General features: G+C 35.7%; 8 protein-coding genes. 2 read left to right on the forward strand and 6 right to left on the reverse strand.

Annotated elements, in window-relative coordinates; translation table 11 throughout:
* Positions 1 to 339 precede the first annotated feature (339 nt).
* Positions 340 to 5,952 carry a T9SS type A sorting domain-containing protein gene (locus KF896_10715; GenBank protein MBX3044177.1) on the reverse strand — a complete coding sequence of 1,871 codons (5,613 nt, stop codon included), beginning with the start codon at positions 5,950 to 5,952 and terminating at the stop codon, positions 340 to 342.
* A 558-nt stretch (positions 5,953 to 6,510) separates the two neighbouring features.
* Here KF896_10715 and ruvB point away from each other — a divergent pair.
* Complete coding sequence (gene ruvB / locus KF896_10720) at positions 6,511 to 7,533, forward strand: Holliday junction branch migration DNA helicase RuvB (GenBank protein MBX3044178.1); 1,023 nt, start codon at positions 6,511 to 6,513, stop codon at positions 7,531 to 7,533.
* A 59-nt stretch (positions 7,534 to 7,592) separates the two neighbouring features.
* Here the strand turns inward: ruvB and KF896_10725 are convergent, their stop codons facing one another.
* The 5 genes from KF896_10725 to KF896_10745 form a co-directional block, all read right to left on the reverse strand.
* Positions 7,593 to 10,688, reverse strand: coding sequence for a T9SS type A sorting domain-containing protein (locus KF896_10725; protein ID MBX3044179.1), 3,096 nt, complete (start codon positions 10,686 to 10,688; stop codon positions 7,593 to 7,595).
* 17 nt (positions 10,689 to 10,705) lie between these two features.
* Positions 10,706 to 12,073, reverse strand: a complete 1,368-nt coding sequence (locus KF896_10730; GenBank protein MBX3044180.1) for a sodium-dependent transporter — start codon at positions 12,071 to 12,073, stop codon at positions 10,706 to 10,708.
* Between the two features lie 21 nt (positions 12,074 to 12,094).
* Entirely contained in the window at positions 12,095 to 12,760 is a 666-nt protein-coding gene (locus KF896_10735; GenBank protein ID MBX3044181.1) for a hypothetical protein, read from the reverse strand.
* Positions 12,761 to 12,881: 121 nt separating this feature from the next.
* On the reverse strand, positions 12,882 to 15,767 hold the full coding sequence (locus tag KF896_10740) for a S8 family serine peptidase (protein MBX3044182.1): 2,886 nt from the start codon (positions 15,765 to 15,767) through the stop codon (positions 12,882 to 12,884).
* Positions 15,768 to 15,865: 98 nt separating this feature from the next.
* The gene (locus tag KF896_10745) at positions 15,866 to 18,553 is read right to left on the reverse strand and encodes a glycosyltransferase (GenBank protein MBX3044183.1); all 2,688 of its coding nucleotides are present in this window, start codon (positions 18,551 to 18,553) and stop codon (positions 15,866 to 15,868) included.
* A gap of 236 nt (positions 18,554 to 18,789) precedes the next feature.
* Between KF896_10745 and KF896_10750 the strand changes: the two genes are divergently transcribed.
* Positions 18,790 to 19,641, forward strand: coding sequence for an MBL fold metallo-hydrolase (locus tag KF896_10750; GenBank protein ID MBX3044184.1), 852 nt, complete (start codon positions 18,790 to 18,792; stop codon positions 19,639 to 19,641).
* Positions 19,642 to 19,644: the final 3 nt, after the last annotated feature.

Genomic DNA, 19,644 nt, shown 5'->3' on the forward strand with positions numbered 1-19,644 from the left:
TTCTATTCTTTATAATTTCATCATCGTAACTCTGAATTCAAATCATTTATTGAGATATCAATCTAAACGGTAAAAAATTTAGTAAGAATCGCCATAAGGATTACATTTACAAACCAATGCCACACAATGAGTAACGCTGAAGCAAATAAGCAATTATTTACGCTCAAAGAACATGATATGAATGACAATATCGAACTGGTGGTGTTAAAATCGCTGCAGATAATTCAACGAACAAATCCTAAAGTAATTCCTTAATCTTGCTGAATAATTAGGAATAGCTCATAAAAAAAGGCTGCCTTTAGAAAAGACAGCCTTTCGAATATCACGAGCTTAAGTTAATTACTTAACAACATTAAGTTTTGAATTTAAAAGAACATCACCACTCTTCAGAACTACAGTATAAGAGCCTGAAGGAATCTGTGAAAGATTGATATCAAAGTTATGAACACCGGCATTAAGCATACCGCGTGAAATAACCTGAATTTCTTTACCATTGATATCAAATAATGAAACAGTAACATCCATATCATTACCGATGCTGAATGAAACAGTAGATATATCACGAGCAGGATTAGGCTTAACTTCATCAAGTGAAATTGTACCATTTATACTTGTAAGTGTTACAAGTCTTTCATCACTGTATTCGAAACTACCGTCTCTGTCAAGCATTTTCAGTCTGTATATGTATGATTTACCCATTTCAACTTTAGTATCAATTACTGGACCGTAATAGTTAGTGATATTGCTATTTCCAACTGCAGCAACCTCATCAACAGAAATGAAGTTTTTGCCGGATTCGCTGACATCACTTCTTTCAACAACGAATTTTGAAGCATTTTCTTCGCTTGCAGTTACCCAATTAAGATCAACACGTTTTCCAACTGCTTTAGCATCAAAGCTAAGAAGTTCAATAGGAAGAACATTGCCAAGGTTATATTCAAGGTCATCAAAGAAGCCACGAATAATGCCATCAAGATTAGCCCAATGTCTCCAGTCAATTCCGGCAAATATTACGTTATAATTAACTGAAGATGTAGTAAGAACAGCAATTCTGTTAATATCAGCAACCTGATTACCACCAGGTATGTCATTGATATGATTTTTATATCTCATACCAATCTTAGTATTACCCATTCCGGGGTTGTCTATTCTGTTAGCAGCAACTTTAGGTACATCATCACCAAAGAAATCAGTTGTGCGAACCATAAATTCGTTATCTCTGCCGATTATTACACCGGTTACATATTTACCATCATAACTTCCACCGACATTCATCGGATTTTCAGGACTTCCGATTCTTGCTGAAAGTACATTACGAAGGAAATCAGGAAAATGAGGAGTTTCATTTCTTACGATTTCCTGGCTACCTACAAGTAGATTTTTCTTATGAGCAATCGTACCGGCTGACAAGAACCCTTGAAGTTGGTCACGGTCATATCTTGTAACTCTTTTAGCAAGACCATCACCATCAACATCATGCCCGTCAACCCAGAATAAAGTGCGGTAGATAGGGTAGTTGATTGAGCGTGGTTCCCATTTTCTTCTGTCAAAGATATCAACGTCAATTCTTGGTTCTTCAAGGTCAAGATTAATTTGCCATCCAAGTCTGAAGAATGATGCTTTTAAGCTGTCAAGATTAAGATTTCCTGCAATAATATCTATTGGGTCAGATGAATTAATTGCAGTAGTTTTAATGTTTTCAGCTGAAACCAATAATTGAACAGGACTCTTGCGAATGAAGAATCTTATGATTTTTTCAATCTTATTATTCGCATTAAACTCGTCATCCTGAAGAGATACTTCAAGTCTGTAAAGCGGCGTTACGTTAGCTTCCATAGTCTTGAACTGCTCAGGAACGTTGTAATTCTGATTTCTTAAATCACCATAAGTCTGCGGGAAGAATTCCAAATTAGTTGGCGGATTATTTATACCGTCATCAGTAAGGAAGTCAACAACAACATCTTCTGAGAACAGAAGATCGTTCATAGGCATTGTAATTGTAGCACCTTCCTGAACGAATGTACCGCTCGGTGATTGACGGAAAATTCTCAATGTAGCATTCTGGAATGCAACAGGAAGTTGTCCGTTATTTCTGATAATGGTTTTAATACCAACAGGTGCAGTAGTCATTACATATTCAGCATCGCTGAATTGTAATGGAGGAGTAGCTTTATATGCACCCGGAGTAAGGAATGCAACTGCTTCACCATCGCGACCAAATGTTCTGCCACGGAATTCAACAGCACCAATGTCATATTTTTCACCGGCTTCACCACGAAGTTTGCCGTCAATATCAACATCGTTACCTTCAACTTTCATACCTCGGTTATTAAGAACTGAACCCATAGGATATGGATTTGACTTAATTCTCAATTTGAAAGGTGAAATTCCAATTAGTTCAAAATCTCTTGAGAAGTTTCCATAAACTGAATTCCAGTCTTGCTGAGTCCAGTTTTGCCATTGGCTTAAAGTAGCAAACTCAGTCTTGTGACCAAATTCAACGACTCTACCCATTTGGTCAGTTTCGATAAATCTGTAAATTGCAGAATTTGCTGACTCAACCCAATAAGCGTTACGATTTGACTCAAATCCGCCTATGTTTGAATGTAAACCATAATAGAATACAGCAGAAGTTACAGGATTATTTACAGCAATTTGAGGGTCATTAATTTCAATAGCATTATTTACAAATGTTGTATTGTTTGTATTAAACAATGAAACACCGATTACAGTACCATTATTAACAGCACCGTCATTACCAAGAATAATTGTATTATTGGTTATTACATCACCGACTGAATAATAATCTGTGAATTTTGGCTCGAATGTCATTGTATTCCAGTTGTAACCATCTTTACGTTCAGTAGAAAGCATGATAGCATTTACATTTGCATCATTGCTGAATGTTTCAAATCCCCAAATCATGTTATTGATAATGCGTGCATTATCGTCTTCATCAGGGAATGAGAAAGCTTCTTCAAGATTGAAATAATCATTTCTTGCCTGAACAAGACTAATACCGAATAGATTTTGTGTACCGCGAATATTGCTAATTTCATTTGATGAAATATATAATCCGATATTGTTGTATCCGGCTTTATTACCGCGTGCTTCTCCACCGGCAGCTATACCTGCAGTATAAGTTCCGCAGACGCCCTGAACATTATATATTCTATTTCCGAAAACTTCGGTATTCATTTCATATCCAAGGAAAATAGCAGCTTTAGCAACATTATGAATAATGTTGTTATTGAACATATTATGATGATTATAATATTTCACATAAGCAGATTTGTTGAAATCAAGTAACTGACCAATACCAAGCGATACAATACCGTAACCGAATTTCTGGATTTCATTACCATAAATTAAGTTGTGACTGTTGGCAAGAGTATCAAGTCTGAAAGGATTTGAACCAAATGCAGGGTCTCTCGGTGGACGGCTTCTTAATACAACACCCGCAGAATAAGTACCGGCTGCAGTTGCATCATTGTCAAATTCAAATCTGTTCAGGAATGAATTAAATGAACTGAGTGGAAGGTGGCAATCAGTGCTAAGTGCCTGAAGAATACCATCTTCAATCAATAAGTTTTTGATTTGAATATTTGAAGCACCATCACCTAAGTAGAACACAGCACGGAATGGATTATTAGTGCCGATTGTAAATACAAGAGATTTCTTGCTGCCGCCATCAAAAATGATGTTCTTTGGAGCGTTTGAATATTTGGAAATTAGTGCTGTATTGACATCAAGAACCGGAGCAAATGTATTTGCGGGGAAGCTCGACTGACCAAAATAAACACCAATACCGGTTGAAGAGTAAAGATTAATCTGAACACTACCTCTTGTTGCAAACTGAGGGTCAACAGTAAATGTTACTGTATTGCCCGGCTTGTCAAGACCTACTATAGTTGAGCTGAAGTCAATTGTTGGTCTGTTGAGAGAAGGATTACCTTCAACATATACAGGGTCTTTCAGCAAGAAAGTAACAGGACCGGCTACGCCTCTCTGGTAGAGAGCATTCACAGCGTCGTTGATTGTTGTGAACTGACCGCCGTCTTTTGTAATTGAATATGTTCCGGCAAGACCTTCAACAACATTAATTGTTAAATTTAGGGTATTGTTCAAGGGTACTTCATCATTATCAGCAAATACTGTAATTTGAACCTGATGTGAGCCTAAGTTTGTCGGTATAAATGGAATTTCCCAAACAAGGTCAGTTGTACGAACAAGACCGCTTGGTAAGTCTTTTAAATCAGCGAACTGATTGTAAACTTCAATTCCGTTATAAGTAATAACAAATCTTGCAACTGTATTGGAAATATCTGATACACCGTTATTACGGAATCGTGCTGCAAGCCTGACAGGGCGATTCTGATAAACAGTGGATGGATTGAGCATCGTTAGCGCTTCAGCTTCAATCTGATATGCTACTTCAAAGAATTTCTTGTCGCCGCCTTCTCTTGGGAAAACGTTATTTGATAAGAATTTGTCTGATGAAGGAGTACGCATCTGAACTTCAACAGAAATGTCATATACACCAACAGCACTTGCTTTCCAAAGTTGTGAGAATGTAAGTTCGCGTTCTTCACCAAATAACAATGGGTCATTTTCAAGATTGAAAGTATCAGTTACTGTTCCGGCAACACTTCCATTAGCATTGCGAATAGTAGCAATAGCTCTTACAAATGTAAGAGGGTCTGCACCCTGATTCTTTACTAAAATTTTAATCGGAACTCCGGCACTTGAGAATTGATAAATAGAACCCGGATTGAAAATCGGCTCCTGAATATCTAAAATAGCTATATCGCTTGGGAAAGCGATTGTAAATGTCGAAGATTGGTAGTGTGAATAAGCTGTACCATCAAGATATTCAAGATAAGCATCAACTCTGTATTCACCACTTGGGAAATTGTCCTGATTAGTTAAGTCTAAAGCTCCGTCGGAAAGTCTTCCTGCAGGACCTTTGGCATGAGGCATAAGTACTCTGATGCCTGAACCAACGGGTTGGGGGTTAGGTATTACTCTTTCTGATGCTGTTAAATCAGGAGCATTGATTGCAGTATAGATTACCTGACTGCCAGGCTGACCAATTGGACCAGTGATTGAATAACGAACAACAACATCTTTGTTGCTTGCTGTACGGCTTACTCTTACAAAAGGTCTGTCATCGCCTGAATATACTCTGCCTGATGCAAGTACAGCATTGCTTGGTGGATTAACACCCGACAAACGTGGAGTTGATGTCAAAGTAAATGAGCGACCACGATAAAAATATTTCCTTACATCAGCTCTTAAATGTGGCTGTGGATTTGGGTTTATGTGACCATAGTAAAAAGTTGAAGGTAATGTAGGTGCATTTGGTGCAATATTGATATAACGATTTGTGGCTGCACCAATGAAATATAAATATCCGTCAAGTTCTGAAAATCCAAAACCTGTTACGGTATTATATATAATTTTAACTTCATTCGTTGTTTCGTAAAATTTAATTTGAGCATCGAAGGTATTACCGCTGAAATCATTTAAGAGTCTCGCTCCTAAATGCTGAACAGTTAAAACTCTGTAAGGAGCTGTTCCTTCGAATTTGTAGGACAAAGACCCGGTTGTAAACAAATCACGATTGTACCATGATATCACATTGGTTGTATTAGGAAAAGCCGGAAGACTGTTTCCACCGGCGTCTCTAACACTATTTACGGTTATAAAACCATTCTCATAAGCATAGATGTATGAAACATTATTCCCATCATACAAAAATGGGAACTGCATAGGGATATACATCCTGAAATCGTTACCGGTAGCTGACTCGGTAGGATTTTGAAGTGGCGTCCATATCTCTACGTCTTCTCTGATAATCGAGCTCTGAATCATCTGACCGTAAACTCCGGTAGTCGCTATCAGTATGAACCCAAGAATCAGTAAATTCTTTAGTAATCTGTTTGTTTTCACTACAAACCTCCAATATACATAAAACTTAAATTATTTAATTTCATCATAATAATATTATTTAACTTTAAAAATCGTGCCGAAATTAAAGACTCGACACACAATTTATAAAATTCTTTCTATATTTTCAAAATACTTTAACTTATTTGATTTAAATGTCTTTAATTAACAATTGACGTTTTTGGAAAAACTCAATTTTAGACAATTATGCAAAAACAAAAACATTATTAGAAAACAGTACTTTTCTAATCTTACAAAATTAAGAAAAAAAATCAAGATAATAACAATATAATTGATAATTTTCCAATTATAATACAATTCGACAAGATAATAATTAGATTTTTTATTCTGAAAAAATCCTCCGTTTATAATCACTCAATATTTTGAATAAAAAAAATAGTTTATACATCTCTACGAAAATAAATATAATAATACTAACGCTAATAAAAAAAATATTTTTAGTATTTTTACACATATTTATAAACCAAAAAATATTTTTATAATTTTTCTGTGTTAATATTTATACATTTGTGTAATTTTCAGCACATAATTGGAATTTTAATGTCAAAAAGAAGTGATAATACTGAATCCGAAAAAACTACAGGGGACGAACTTGAGAGTTCTCTGAGACCTCTTGATTTTGAAGAATTTGTCGGACAAAAAAAAATAGTTGATAATCTCAAAATTTTCATTGAGGCTGCTGTCAAAAGAGAAGAACCATTAGATCATGTTCTTCTTACAGGTCCTCCCGGTCTTGGTAAAACTACACTCAGTCACATTATAGCAAAAGAAATGGGTGCTAATCTCAAAATAACATCCGGACCGGTACTCGAAAAACCGGGCGACCTTGCCGGACTTCTAACCAATTTGCAAGAGGGTGACGTACTTTTCATAGACGAAATCCACAGACTTAACAATGTTGTGGAAGAATATCTCTATTCTGCTATGGAAGATTACACTCTCGATATTTTGATTGACTCCGGACCATCAGCAAGGTCAATCCAAATAAGCATACCCAAATTTACACTTGTGGGAGCTACAACACGTGCAGGACTTATTACAGCACCACTACTAAGCAGGTTTGGTGTTGTCTCAAGGCTTGATTATTACGAAGCACGCGATTTGATGCTGGTAGTTCTGCGATCTGCCGGAATTCTCAAAGTAAAAATCATGGAAGATGCAGCTTGGGAATTAGCATCCCGTGCAAGAGGAACTCCGAGAATTGCTAATCGTCTTCTGCGAAGAACAAGGGATTTTGCTCAGGTCAAAGGAAACGGAATAATTGATTTGGATATTTCAAAGTATGCACTTGAATCGCTCGAAGTGGATGAATTCGGTCTTGACGATATGGATAAAAGAATTTTGCTGACAATAATCGAAAAATTTTCAGGTGGACCTGTCGGACTTACTACAATAGCTGCTTCAATCGGTGAAGACCCGGGCACAATAGAAGAAGTCTATGAGCCGTTTCTTCTGCAGCAAGGGTTTATTCAGAGAACTGCCCGCGGACGCATTGCAACAGATTCTTCTTACAGACATTTTAGTGTCGAAAATAAAAAAAGAGGCAATCTTTTTATGGAATAACTAATTCTTAAATATAAAAATTATAAAGCATAATCAAACGGCTGTTTGATTATGCTTTTTTACATCTTCGCAAATTTGACTATTTTATTTCCAATATGTATAAAATAAATGCCTGCCGGAAGTTGAGAGACATCAATTATTAAACCGTTCTCGTTTAGTTGTGACTGCAAGGCAGACGAGACGGATATTACTTCTATTCCAAGAATATCTAAGATTTTCACTTTTTCAGTTGCAGCAAAATACTTAAGGAATTTGTTATTTAGTTGAACTGTAACATAATCTCCTGCAGGATTTGGATAAATTTCAAAATCCAAATCATTATCACCCAATAATACTGACGCAATTTTGTAATCATATTCATCTGATAATTCACTTGTGCAGCCCGATATTGTGACTCTGACGGTATAAATTCCTTCATTGCTTGCTGCATCGAATGTCCTTGCTCTCGCTCCTGCAATAATTTCTCCGTTAAAATACCACTGGTTGCCATTTGGAGAGCTTGATGTTAATATTGATAGGTTACGTGTGATTGTTGGCTTGTCCGGTATGTCGGCAACTGTGACAGTCATTGACATATCTTTAATATAGCCATCCATAGTGGTATGACGCAATTTAATTAACCTTTCGCCAACGTCATTCCATTTGATTTTTATAAGTGGAAGTTCACTATTTCCGATTATAGTACCACCTGAAACAGACCACTGAAAAGTACCGGTTGTTTCTACGGAATTGTAAAACACCTCATCAGTTTTGCAAACCAAGTCCAAACCTTCGATTTTGTTGTTATTTTCCGGGGTAATATCAACCTGAATTTCTCTGACAATTGAACATCCGTCCTCGGATGTATAAGTAAGAACAACTTTCCCACTACGGTAATCTGACCAGTTGATTCTTACAGTATCAGAATCATCTGCACCTGTGATATTTCCATTAACAGCAGTCCATTTGTAAATGACATTCCTTTTCTGAGTAACATAAATGTACTCATTACCCGAGAAAGCTTTTCTTATACCACTTATGGACAAATCAGGCATTTCGTAGATTGAAATATTTTCTATCGTATCGCTTATGATGGGTGGTACTGTACTTTCGATATACAAAAAGTAATCATCACCGGTTGAAAGGTTTATTGGTAATTTGAAGTTGATTTCTCTCGGGGAAGCTCCTTGAACTTCGGCAATGGCAAGTGGAAAACCCGGTTTATCCGGCACAACTTTTCCTAATCTTAGTCTGAACCTGTTAGTATTTTGCATCTCTGCCTGAGTTACATTGAAATTGATTTTATAGTCATTATCAGGGCATAATTTTGTTTCAGCAAATTCAGCTAATTTTATAACAGGCAGTTCCGGAACATTGGTATAATAGAATCTTAATATTGTATCATTACCTGAAAAATCAACTACTCTCAGATATGCCTGAGCAGGTTCAGTAATGCTAATAGGGCGTATATCGAATGTAGTAGAATTATCAACTCCCGGTGTAAAACTATTGAAATTCAGGCGATAATTATATGATGAATCACCAATAAGGTGAACCATAGCAAGGTTGCTTCTTACATTTGATTGAGTAGGCATATCAATTATTTCTCCCGCATATTCGCCATTTGCATAAGGAGTAAAATTAACTGAAGGCGCAAGAGTATCATTAGGTCTGTCATTGTTGACCATTCTTATTCCGGCAGGATAGCCATAAGCTTCTTTTAGTGTATTTCCATATATCATTACTCCTGCAGGTTCAGAAGATTTTAGCAAAAAATTACCGCTCTGAGGAAGCTCGATTGTCAGAAAGTGATAGCGACTGCCATCGGTTTCAGGGTCAGGAAACTCAACTGAAGGATTTTTGGCAAGTTCGCGAACTGTTTTAACCTTGCGATTTCCGTTTGCATCAAACTCGGTTAGCGTCATATCAATCGGGATATTGCCTTCTGAATCAGGTTTGAATATGATATTAGCATAATTTTTAACGAAAAATTTAGATATTTTAAGTGCAGGAAGATTAAACTTAATAAGTTTCGAGAAATGTTCACTTGATAATACTTGAGTTTTGAATGGAATTCCGTCATCTTCATCATCTTGCTTGCCATAGTTAAACTGCACTACATTTATGCGCTTGTCGGATGAAATTACAGCCGGTTTATTGTCATTATTGACTCTAAATGATAAGAATCCCTCTCCTTCCTTACCGTAATTTTCGGCAATTGTCCCTTGTTTACTGCCATTCAGCATAACATCAGTATTGGGAGCGTGAGCACTTACTTTCACATAAGAACCACGTTTTCTGCCAATAATGGGGGTTACAAAATATCTGTATGAAAAAGAAGTAACGGGAAGTTCCTGTTCGATTAAATGACCACAAGGAGAAATATTCATAGGTACATTGGCGCAGTAATTACCTGTCACTACCGATACCGGTCTGTTAGCTCTTATAGTACTGCCTGTAAGGTCATTTGTATTTCCAACAGCAGGTATAACCCAAATATCACCTTCATTTAAATTCATTACATAGCTTTCTCCAGTAACAAGTGAGTCCTTCATATTCGACAGCATTATGCGTGTTTTATCGTTGCCACCTAATCGGAATGTTACTCTTGTATTATCATATCCTCCTACTATAACAGCCGTTGATGGAGCAAATGTATTGGTATTATTCCTAAAATCATTATATGTTGATATATTGTACTCTCTGCCCCAGAAATTCTTGGGCAGTACAATAAATCCCTCAGAGTAATTCTTCAGTCGTACTAAAGCATAAACAATTATAGGAGAATCTGATGTTATTTTCATTGCTCTTCGATTTACTACACGTTCAGGTATTTGAAGAAAATCATCCATTTCCCTTGAATAAGGAATTACAAGCTTAGGATGGAGTGAATATTCGGAAACGCGATTGGCTTTAACTTCCAAAGTGGTATCTATAAATGATTGCGGAACATTTATCCTTACACTACAATTCACTGATGAAGATAAATAAATTCTCACTGTGTTATAATTATCATTTTCATCAAAATATATTGGAATAAAGCTGAACTGAAATTCAGTCCCTGCGTTACTCGGTGAGATAAGCTCCGGCAAAAGTTCTTTGTCTATTGTTTGTGAATTTGATAAAGTTACAAACAATATTAATATTACTAAAGAATTAATTAAAATATTTTTCACGATTCCACCAAAAAAAATTATTCAACCATATCGCTGATTTTGAAAATGCCCAACAAAATTATTAAAACTATTATAGGAATAATATATTTTATTAAAATAACCCAAATACCTGAAAACTTACTGAAAAACCTGCTTCCTAAAGACAATTCCGAAGAAGCATTCTTAGCACCCCAAACCCAGCCAATGAAAATGCAAAGCGTCAGCGCCCCGAATGTCAGCATAAAATCACCGAATAAAAAGCTCATTTGACTCAGAAAATCAGGCGAGGCAAGACTTGACGGAAATAAACCGAAGTCCGAAAAAAAAGTAACTGTACCCTGAGAAAGTGCTGAGGGAAGACCAATTATGAACACGACAAATGATGCTTTCCATACCATACTCTTCCGATTGCTTTTCTTTTCATCCACAATAAAAGATACCGGCACTTCAAGCAGTGAGACCGTCGAAGTAAGAGCGGCTATTGAGAGCAAAACGAAAAATAAAGCACCAATATACATTCCACCCGCCATTTGCGAAAATAGTTGAGGAAATACTATAAATACAAGAGCAGGACCTGATGCAGGATTTTCTCCCATTGCAAAAAGAGCAGGGAACACTATCAGACCGCCCAGAATTGCAATTAACGCATCAAATAAAACAATATATAATGATGCTGAAAATATATCAGTTGATTTTGGCAAATAACTGCCAAATGTTACCATAAGTCCAAGCCCCAAACTAAGCGAAAAGAATGCTTGTCCGAGTGCAGCAAGTATTGTTTTGAGTGAAATTTTGCTAAAATCCGGAACCAGATAAAATTCCAAACCCTGTGAAGCACCGGGAAGCATATTTGCATAAATGATAAGAAAAATCATTATTACAAGCAAAAAAGGCATCAGAATTTTAGACCATTTCTCAATACCGGCTTCCACACCTTTATATACAATCAAAGCAGTCAGAAAAATGAAAAATGCAAATAGTCCAATCTCGTATATCGGATTATTGATAAAGGAAGTAAAGCTTTCTGTGCCATTAGTTATCGGATCGCCAAACGATTTAAAAATATATCCGAAAGTCCAGCCGGCAATAACACCATAAAATGACAAAATTCCTATACTTGTTGCTATACCTATATAACCGCTGAACCGCCAAATGGAATTTGGTTTTACCTTATTTATTGCACCTACCGGATTAAGTTGAAATGCTCTGCCAAGTGAAAATTCTGCCATAAGATAGGGCAATCCCAAAAGCAATACAAATATTAAATAAATTAATACAAAAGCACCGCCACCGTTTTCACCTACTATGTATGGGAATCTCCAAATATTGCCAAGTCCAACTGCCGAGCCGGCGGCTGCGAGAATAAACCCAGTTTTGGATGTCCATAATCCTCTTTCGTTCTGCATTGTGTTGTAATTTTAAAAGGATTATTCTATAATTAATCTTTTCAATTCTCTTTTTCGAATAATTTCGCCTTTGTCGTCATAATATTCATAACGGACAAGTCCGGCACCAACAGCCCACCATTCAATAATCTTTGAATTATTTTTAAATTCATACTGATATTTTGAGCATCTGAAATCACCAGCAGGCACTTTTATATCTTCTTTTGTACCAAGACATATCACACTGCAAGTATCATGCGAAAATCTATGAGAGAGATTTGTAAAATTATGGTTAATAGCATCCCATCTTTCGTTCGTCCAGGACGGATATTTTATTGTCAGGTTGCGATATTTCAAATTAAACGGGTCATTTTCGCTAGCAAAATTATAAATTCCTACTGATGTTCTGCTTATGAATTTTTGATATACCGCTTCATTGTTAGTGTTGTATTCAACTATTGCAAATGCTTTGTAAAGTTTATTTTCAATTTCAACATCCTGAATACGGGTAACTACATTGCGACTTTCTCCGGTAATTGTCTCATTATCTGCTATTAAGATATCCTGATAGTGCCATTCATTTCCGACTTTCAGCGGTAAAATATTATTGTCAGCTGCCGGAGTACCGGAATTTGAAGAGTTTGTTGATTCAGAACATGATTGCAATACAAGTGCAAGCATAATTAAAGATAGTATAAGTTGCTTCATAGAATACCTTCAAATAAAATTGTTAATAAATTGTAAAGTTCAAAAATAAGTAAATTTTACAAGTAACTGATATTATTTTTAAAATTATTCTGCAATTCGGCAATTTTTTATTTTCAATTTATCATTTGATAACATTCAATATTTCAACAGATTCATTCCAACTATTTAAGAATCTTAGAATATACTGTCCTTGTGAAAGCTTGTCAAGATTATATTTTATTCTGTAAATTCCTCTGTAATCTTCATAATTACTTAAGTCGAAACTTAAAATTTCATCTATCAACTTTCCATTCATATCCCACAATGTAAGTGTACCATGACTTTTGTCCGAAATAGCTAACTCAATTGTGACATCTCTGCTCGCCGGATTTGGAAATAACAAATTAATATCATTTTTTTGAGGGTTTGTTGCGAAATCATCTTTTGGTTCAATTAAATCATAAGCATTTTGTAAATGCAGAAACTTTGTAACAATAACATCGTCCAAACTATTTCCACTGAAGAAAGCAAAAGCAACTCTCGAAGTATCGCCAGCTCTGAGTCTGAGAGGTCCAGCGCCAAAAACCATAGATGCATCTGTAGAATTTGATGAGTCGCGACCGATTCTTCCTGATAGCATACGCCACTTTTCTTCTTTTGTAAATCCGTCATAAACACCCGGATTTTCTTCAGTTTCACCGTCATTATCAATAGCAAAGAAATTTACTCTTTGGTTGGTCATCAACTGGACTGCTGCAACCGGCAGATTTTCATCAACAATGTTTTTTTGGTAAGCAAAATTTCCGATATTATGCCATATAGCTTTATTATTGCTGCCACCGGGACCAATATCCCAGTCGAGATAAAGTCCGACATATACCGAATCCTGATATTTATCGGATGTGTTTATTATATCATATACAGCAAAAATAATATCATCCTTTCCCTCGTCGGAGAACTGATAACCTCGCTGCTTTACTTTTACGGGAGAGATTAAAGAATCCTCACGCGAATTAAACTCAGTATAAGTATATTCATGATTTGGTATTGATTTAATTTCACTTATTATAGGTTTATCAATCAGAAAATCTCGATTTTTTGCTGAACCCGAGGAACCTCTTGCCACATTTGCAAGAATATCATGAGAGTAAGCAATCATCAACGCCCCTTCAAATAACAAATTTGAGCTCTCATTATAGGAGAAACCGTCACCTCGGTTATTATTGGGGAAATCATCATAAGCGATATTGCCCTGACTTGTAAAGGTAAGTGCAATATTATTATGCCTCATAGTACGCCAGCTTGGATTTATTAAAATCGTTATTGTACTTGTAAACATTCTGCCGTCGCCATCAATTATCCTGATTGTTATTGGCAAAGTAGAATTAAGTTCAGCAGCATTTGAAACACGTAATGAAATAGTGCCGTCCACTATTTTACTTTCGAGTTCAGCAAAGTTTCCTGCTGATAGTTCATCATTTATAAATTGAGGTTGATAATATGCTGTACTTAAAGCAAATACTCTTACATCGCTCACCGGATTGAGTGCATTGAAAAGTTCGATTTTTATATCAATACGCTCCCCATTTTCGATTATGCCATCAGAGATCTCTTCAATAATCTTGTAATTTTCCAATGTAATTGATACAGGATATTCCTCTGTTGCAGCTCTCAGAGCATCAACTTTTCCGGTTCCAAGCAAACCTGAGTAGCCGGGATTTATAGCATCAATATTCTGTGCTGTCGCTTTCAAATGTTCCCCGATTTGCAGATTGCTGTATTTCGGATAATTCATTTTCACTAAACCTGCAATTCCGGCTACAACAGGTGAAGCCATAGACGTACCACTCCAGGCAACATATTCATTTACAGGTATTGTTGACATCACATCCACTCCGGGAGCCGAGATATCAACAGTCGAGAAGTAGTTTGTAAAACTTGAACGGAAGTCTAAAGCGTCTATTGCAGCAACTGAAATGACGCCGTCATAAGAGGCTGGATAAAAAGCAATTTCAGCTCCATTATTTCCTGCAGCAGCAACAATTAGAGAACCTAATTCATTAACCGCATCAACTACTTCTTGTTCTGCCTGAGAGTATCCACCGCTTCCCCATGAGCAGTTAATTATGTCAGAGCCGGCTATAGCGGCATATAATAATCCATCATAAGAATTTGTCAAACTCCTTGAATTCGGTGAGTCGTACCCAATTTTTACAGGAATAATCTTTGTATTCAATCCTATTCCTGCTATACCAATCTCGTTATTTTTTACTGCTGCAATTATTCCGGCAACATGAGTACCGTGAGGATGACCAGGCATAGGGTCATTATCGAATCCTGCTTCAATATTATCTGCTCCAAAATCCCAACCCATATAGTCGTCAATGAAGCCGTTTCCGTCGTCATCAATACCATTTGTTCGTTTATCATTACCATTCTCGTCAAGTCCGTCTTCACCGGGATTTATATATATAGTTCCTTCTAAATCCTCATGAAGGTAATCAACACCAGTATCAACGACAGCAATTTTTACAATCTTGCCGGCTGTATCAATATGTTGCCATGCTTCAATTATATTGCAAGTTTCCATATGATAAAGCTTGTCAAAAAGTGAATCATTCGGAATGCCTTCATCAAAAATTTTATGAATATATCGCGGCTCGGCATATTCTATGAAATCAAACGATTTCAATTTACGCGAGAGAATAAGTGGGTCAATATTTTTTTCATAATCAATAACAAAAATTCTTTCTAATGAATTTATTTTCTTGGAAGACAATAAATTATTTACATCTTTGCCGGATTTATTGAGATTTGAAATTATTGCAGGGTTAATATAACTACTTATTTTATGATTTCCGAGATATGAATCTAATTCAATCAATTTATCCAAATTGTTATCTCTCAGTAATTTCCAGTGGTTAGACTCTGGCTTGAACTTTACAGTAACAGAACCCAAGTGGTAATCTTGGGCTGATAATTGGTTTATATTAATTAGTATAAAAGCAAAGAGTAAAATATTTTTCATAGTTTCAGCATGTTATAAAATAAAATTAACGAAATTAACCAAACTCTAATTGACATATAACACTCAGAACATGAAAAAAGTTACAAGTTGCTTATTTTCTACATATTTTCAAGTTCAAATTTTGCCTCTTCAAATTCAGGGTTTATATCTACAGCCCAACGGAACATTTCTTTTGCTTCGTTTTCAAGTCCTGATACTTTAAAGCACATTCCCGCCCCGTAGCATGCAAAGGCATTAGAATTGTTCATACTAAGAGCTGTTGTATAAAGGCTGTGAGCTGCCTCAATATCATCACCGGCTCTGAGTAAATCAGCCGTAAGTACTAATAAATCATCTAAATTATGCCCAAGTGAACTCTCGAATTTATTACTTGTCCAGTTATCCATCAGCTCGGAAATAAATTCCAGTGCTTCTGTATGTTTATCTTGAGAAGCATTTAGAATTACTTTTAAATAAATGGTATCCGGATGATTAAAACTTATTTGGTCAATTGAACGAAACACATCTTCAACAGCAGAGTATTCACCTTTATTAATTAGTATCATAGCAATTCTATGAAGACCCAGCAGTTTGTACTTTTCCGGCACTATTCCTTTTATTGCTTTCATATAAAGTTCGACTGCTTCGTTAAAATCGCCTTCAATATATGTATGTTCAGCTGTTCCGAATACGATTGTATCATCAATTTTATCTGAAAACTGATTTTCGGCTGCAAGCGACATTTTTGTGCTGAAGTGATAATCAAGCCTTCTCAAAGCCTTGATAATTGATTTATCCCAGGTCCATTTTGTTCGTGCATAAGCTGATGCCACAGTTCCCATACTAAGTAAATTACCGGGATTATTATAAACACTGAGTAAAATTTCTTTTAATTCATCAAATGATGGTTCAAGTAAAGTTGCATTGCCTGTTAGAGGCATACCGTCAATTTGATTGCCAATATTATTTTTCTCGGCTGAAATAAAATATGTAAATGCTTCTTCCAGGAAGTCATCACTCGCACCGCCTTTTGTAGCAATTGCAGGAAGTCCGCAAGCTGTACCTTCGAGAAGTGGCAGGCAGAATGACTCACCTCGGTACGGTGCTGCTATTACATTGCAGGCTCTGTAAAGCGAAGCCATTTCGAGCTCTGTCAAATTATCATTAATATATAATATTTCAGGTGCATTATATTCTCTTTTTGCAGAATTTATGGCTGATTCAGAAGTCATTCCTTTGTAGAAACTATCAGCACCATGTTCTTTAATAACCAAACATACGTCATCATTTCCGTTGAATGTCTCAATAAATGCTTTAAGCAGAATATCAAATCCTTTTCGGTAGATTGTTCCGCCAACATATAGAAATTTAAATTTCTTGTTTGTATTCAGATGATATTTATCGCCATAAGGCTTAAATATATCGGGATTTATTCCAAGAGGAACTACCTGAACTTTGTTGAAATCAAGTCCTGAATCAATCATCGCCTTTCTTGTGTAGAATGACGGAGCCCAGATTTCATCAGCCAAACTAAGTGTAACTTTCATATCACTTCTAAGACGTGAAAATTCCCATGGCTGCATGATAAACCATTTTGAGCCGCGAGGTGCATCAGATTTTGGGGGAAACTGATGTCTAATCCATGCATATGGCAATTTGGCAATTTCGGGGGAAACCTCTTTTTTCTGCCTGATATCATTTTCAAGAAGCCCTTTTTTGACATCATATTTATTGAAATTTGGGTCATCTGATTCATATGGAACAATTGTCAGATTTGCAACTTCAGCATCTAATAGTACTGAACACATTTCACGATTTACGTGAGCAAGTGGATTATAAACAAATTGCGAACCTTCCCAAACAATATTTATTGATGGCTTTTTCATTGATGTTTCCTTTTCGTATCTTGAAAATGTATCTTCAATTTTTGATTTTAATTTCGTTTCGAATAAGTTGTTCGGGTTATCTGAGTTTCTTGATTTCGAAATTATATTTAGTTCGGGTTTATCCTCATCGAACGAAAAATTCATAATTTCTTCGAAAAGACTTTGCCCTTCATTTTGACTTGTATCAGCAATTTCGACTGGAGAAAAACCAATTACTTCAGTTAGAAGGTCGTCAGCATCATCCGACATTTCATTGTTTTTCGGTTCAAATGAAAAATTCATAACCTCTGAAAGCAAATCATAATCAAGTGAATCAGGATGCTTATCGGTATTGATGACTTCATTCAAAAGGTCGAAATCATACTCAGAATCGTCATTGCTGATTTTCGGATTTGTAAAATCAAGATTATCAATGATTGGCATATTGAGCTTTTTCTGACTTTCGATTGGTTCGGGGGCACTCGCGGATTTATTATTTTTGGCTTTTATTATGCAGTTATAGTCATCCCAACTTGTTGAATCTTTGAATTGAAAACCTGTTATGTCAAAATTACTTTTATTTAAAATATCAGTCAGACTTGATTTATCAATTAAGGATTTACTTTTAGAAATTATACTGTTAAACTCTTCCAATGAGATTTTTCGATTATCAAATTTTCGAAATAAATTCACAGCGTCAATAAAATGAATTTCAAAATTTCCACTCTTAACAAGGATATTGGATATTGCATCAATCAAATCAGAAACTTCCTCAATGCTGCATATCTCAAGAATATTCTCTATTATTATTTCATCTGCAGAATCCGACATAATACCCGATTTCAAATGATTCAAATTTACAGTATTATTGCTGTCGGTAATACTTAGGGGGTCGAAACCATTGGGAATATTTCCTCCGGTACCGATAAATATTTTTCTCATTACATGTTCTCTGCCAAAAGAAGTCAAATTCATTTAAAATTTCTGTAAATTATATTAAAATATTAACGCTATAGACAGTTTCCTATCAAAAACATTGCCAAATCTCTAATTATGATAAAATTACGGAAAATTCTACTGTATTTATATGCTATTATTAAAAATAAAGACCCTTATTAATCAATATTTTCATCAATCATACTTCAAACAATTTTTAATAATTATAATTATGATATATTATGAAATTAGGTAAATTTGAAGTCAACGCAGTGGATACCGGACTTTTTCATCTTGATGGCGGTGCAATGTTTGGAGTTGTACCGAAAGCTTTATGGTCAAAAAAATACAATCATGGAGATGAAAAAAACAGAATTCCTCTTGCCGCACGACCTTTGCTGATAGAGTTTGATAATAAAAAAATTCTTGTTGATACCGGTAATGGAAACAAACGAGAAGAAAAATTTATGAATATTTATGGTATTGATGCTTCCAAAAGCAGCATTGCACTTGGTCTGAAAACATTCAATCTTAAGCCGGAAGATATTACAGATGTAATTCTAACACATCTGCATTTTGACCATACGGGTGGCTCGACAATTATTGAAAATCAGAAATTAATCCCTACATTTCCTAATGCAAAATATTATGTTCAAAAAGAGCATTTCGACTGGGCAATGAAGCCAACCGATAAAGACCGGGCTTCTTTTATCAACGATGATTTTGAGCCCCTTATCAGAGAAGGCATTTTAGAATTTACAAATGGAGAAATGGAGATTTTTGATGGTATTTCTGTTATACCTGTCAATGGTCACACTCAGGCACTTCAAATGGTTAAGCTAAAGTCCCAAGGTGAAAGTCTGATTTATATATCAGACCTGTCTCCAACAGTGGCACATCTGACATATACTTTCGGTCTTGCTTATGATAATTTTCCGCTGACAACAATGGAAGAAAAAAAGAAATTGCTTCCTAAATTCTATGAAGAGAATACAATTGTTTGCTTTGAGCATGATGCTTTTATTCAGGCATGCAGACTCGCAGATACAGGAAAAGGATTTGGTGTAGGAGAAATTATAACTATAAGCAGTTAAATT

This window comes from Ignavibacteriota bacterium (genome assembly GCA_019637995.1).
GTDB lineage: Bacteria > Bacteroidota > Ignavibacteria > Kapaibacteriales > UBA2268 > JANJTB01.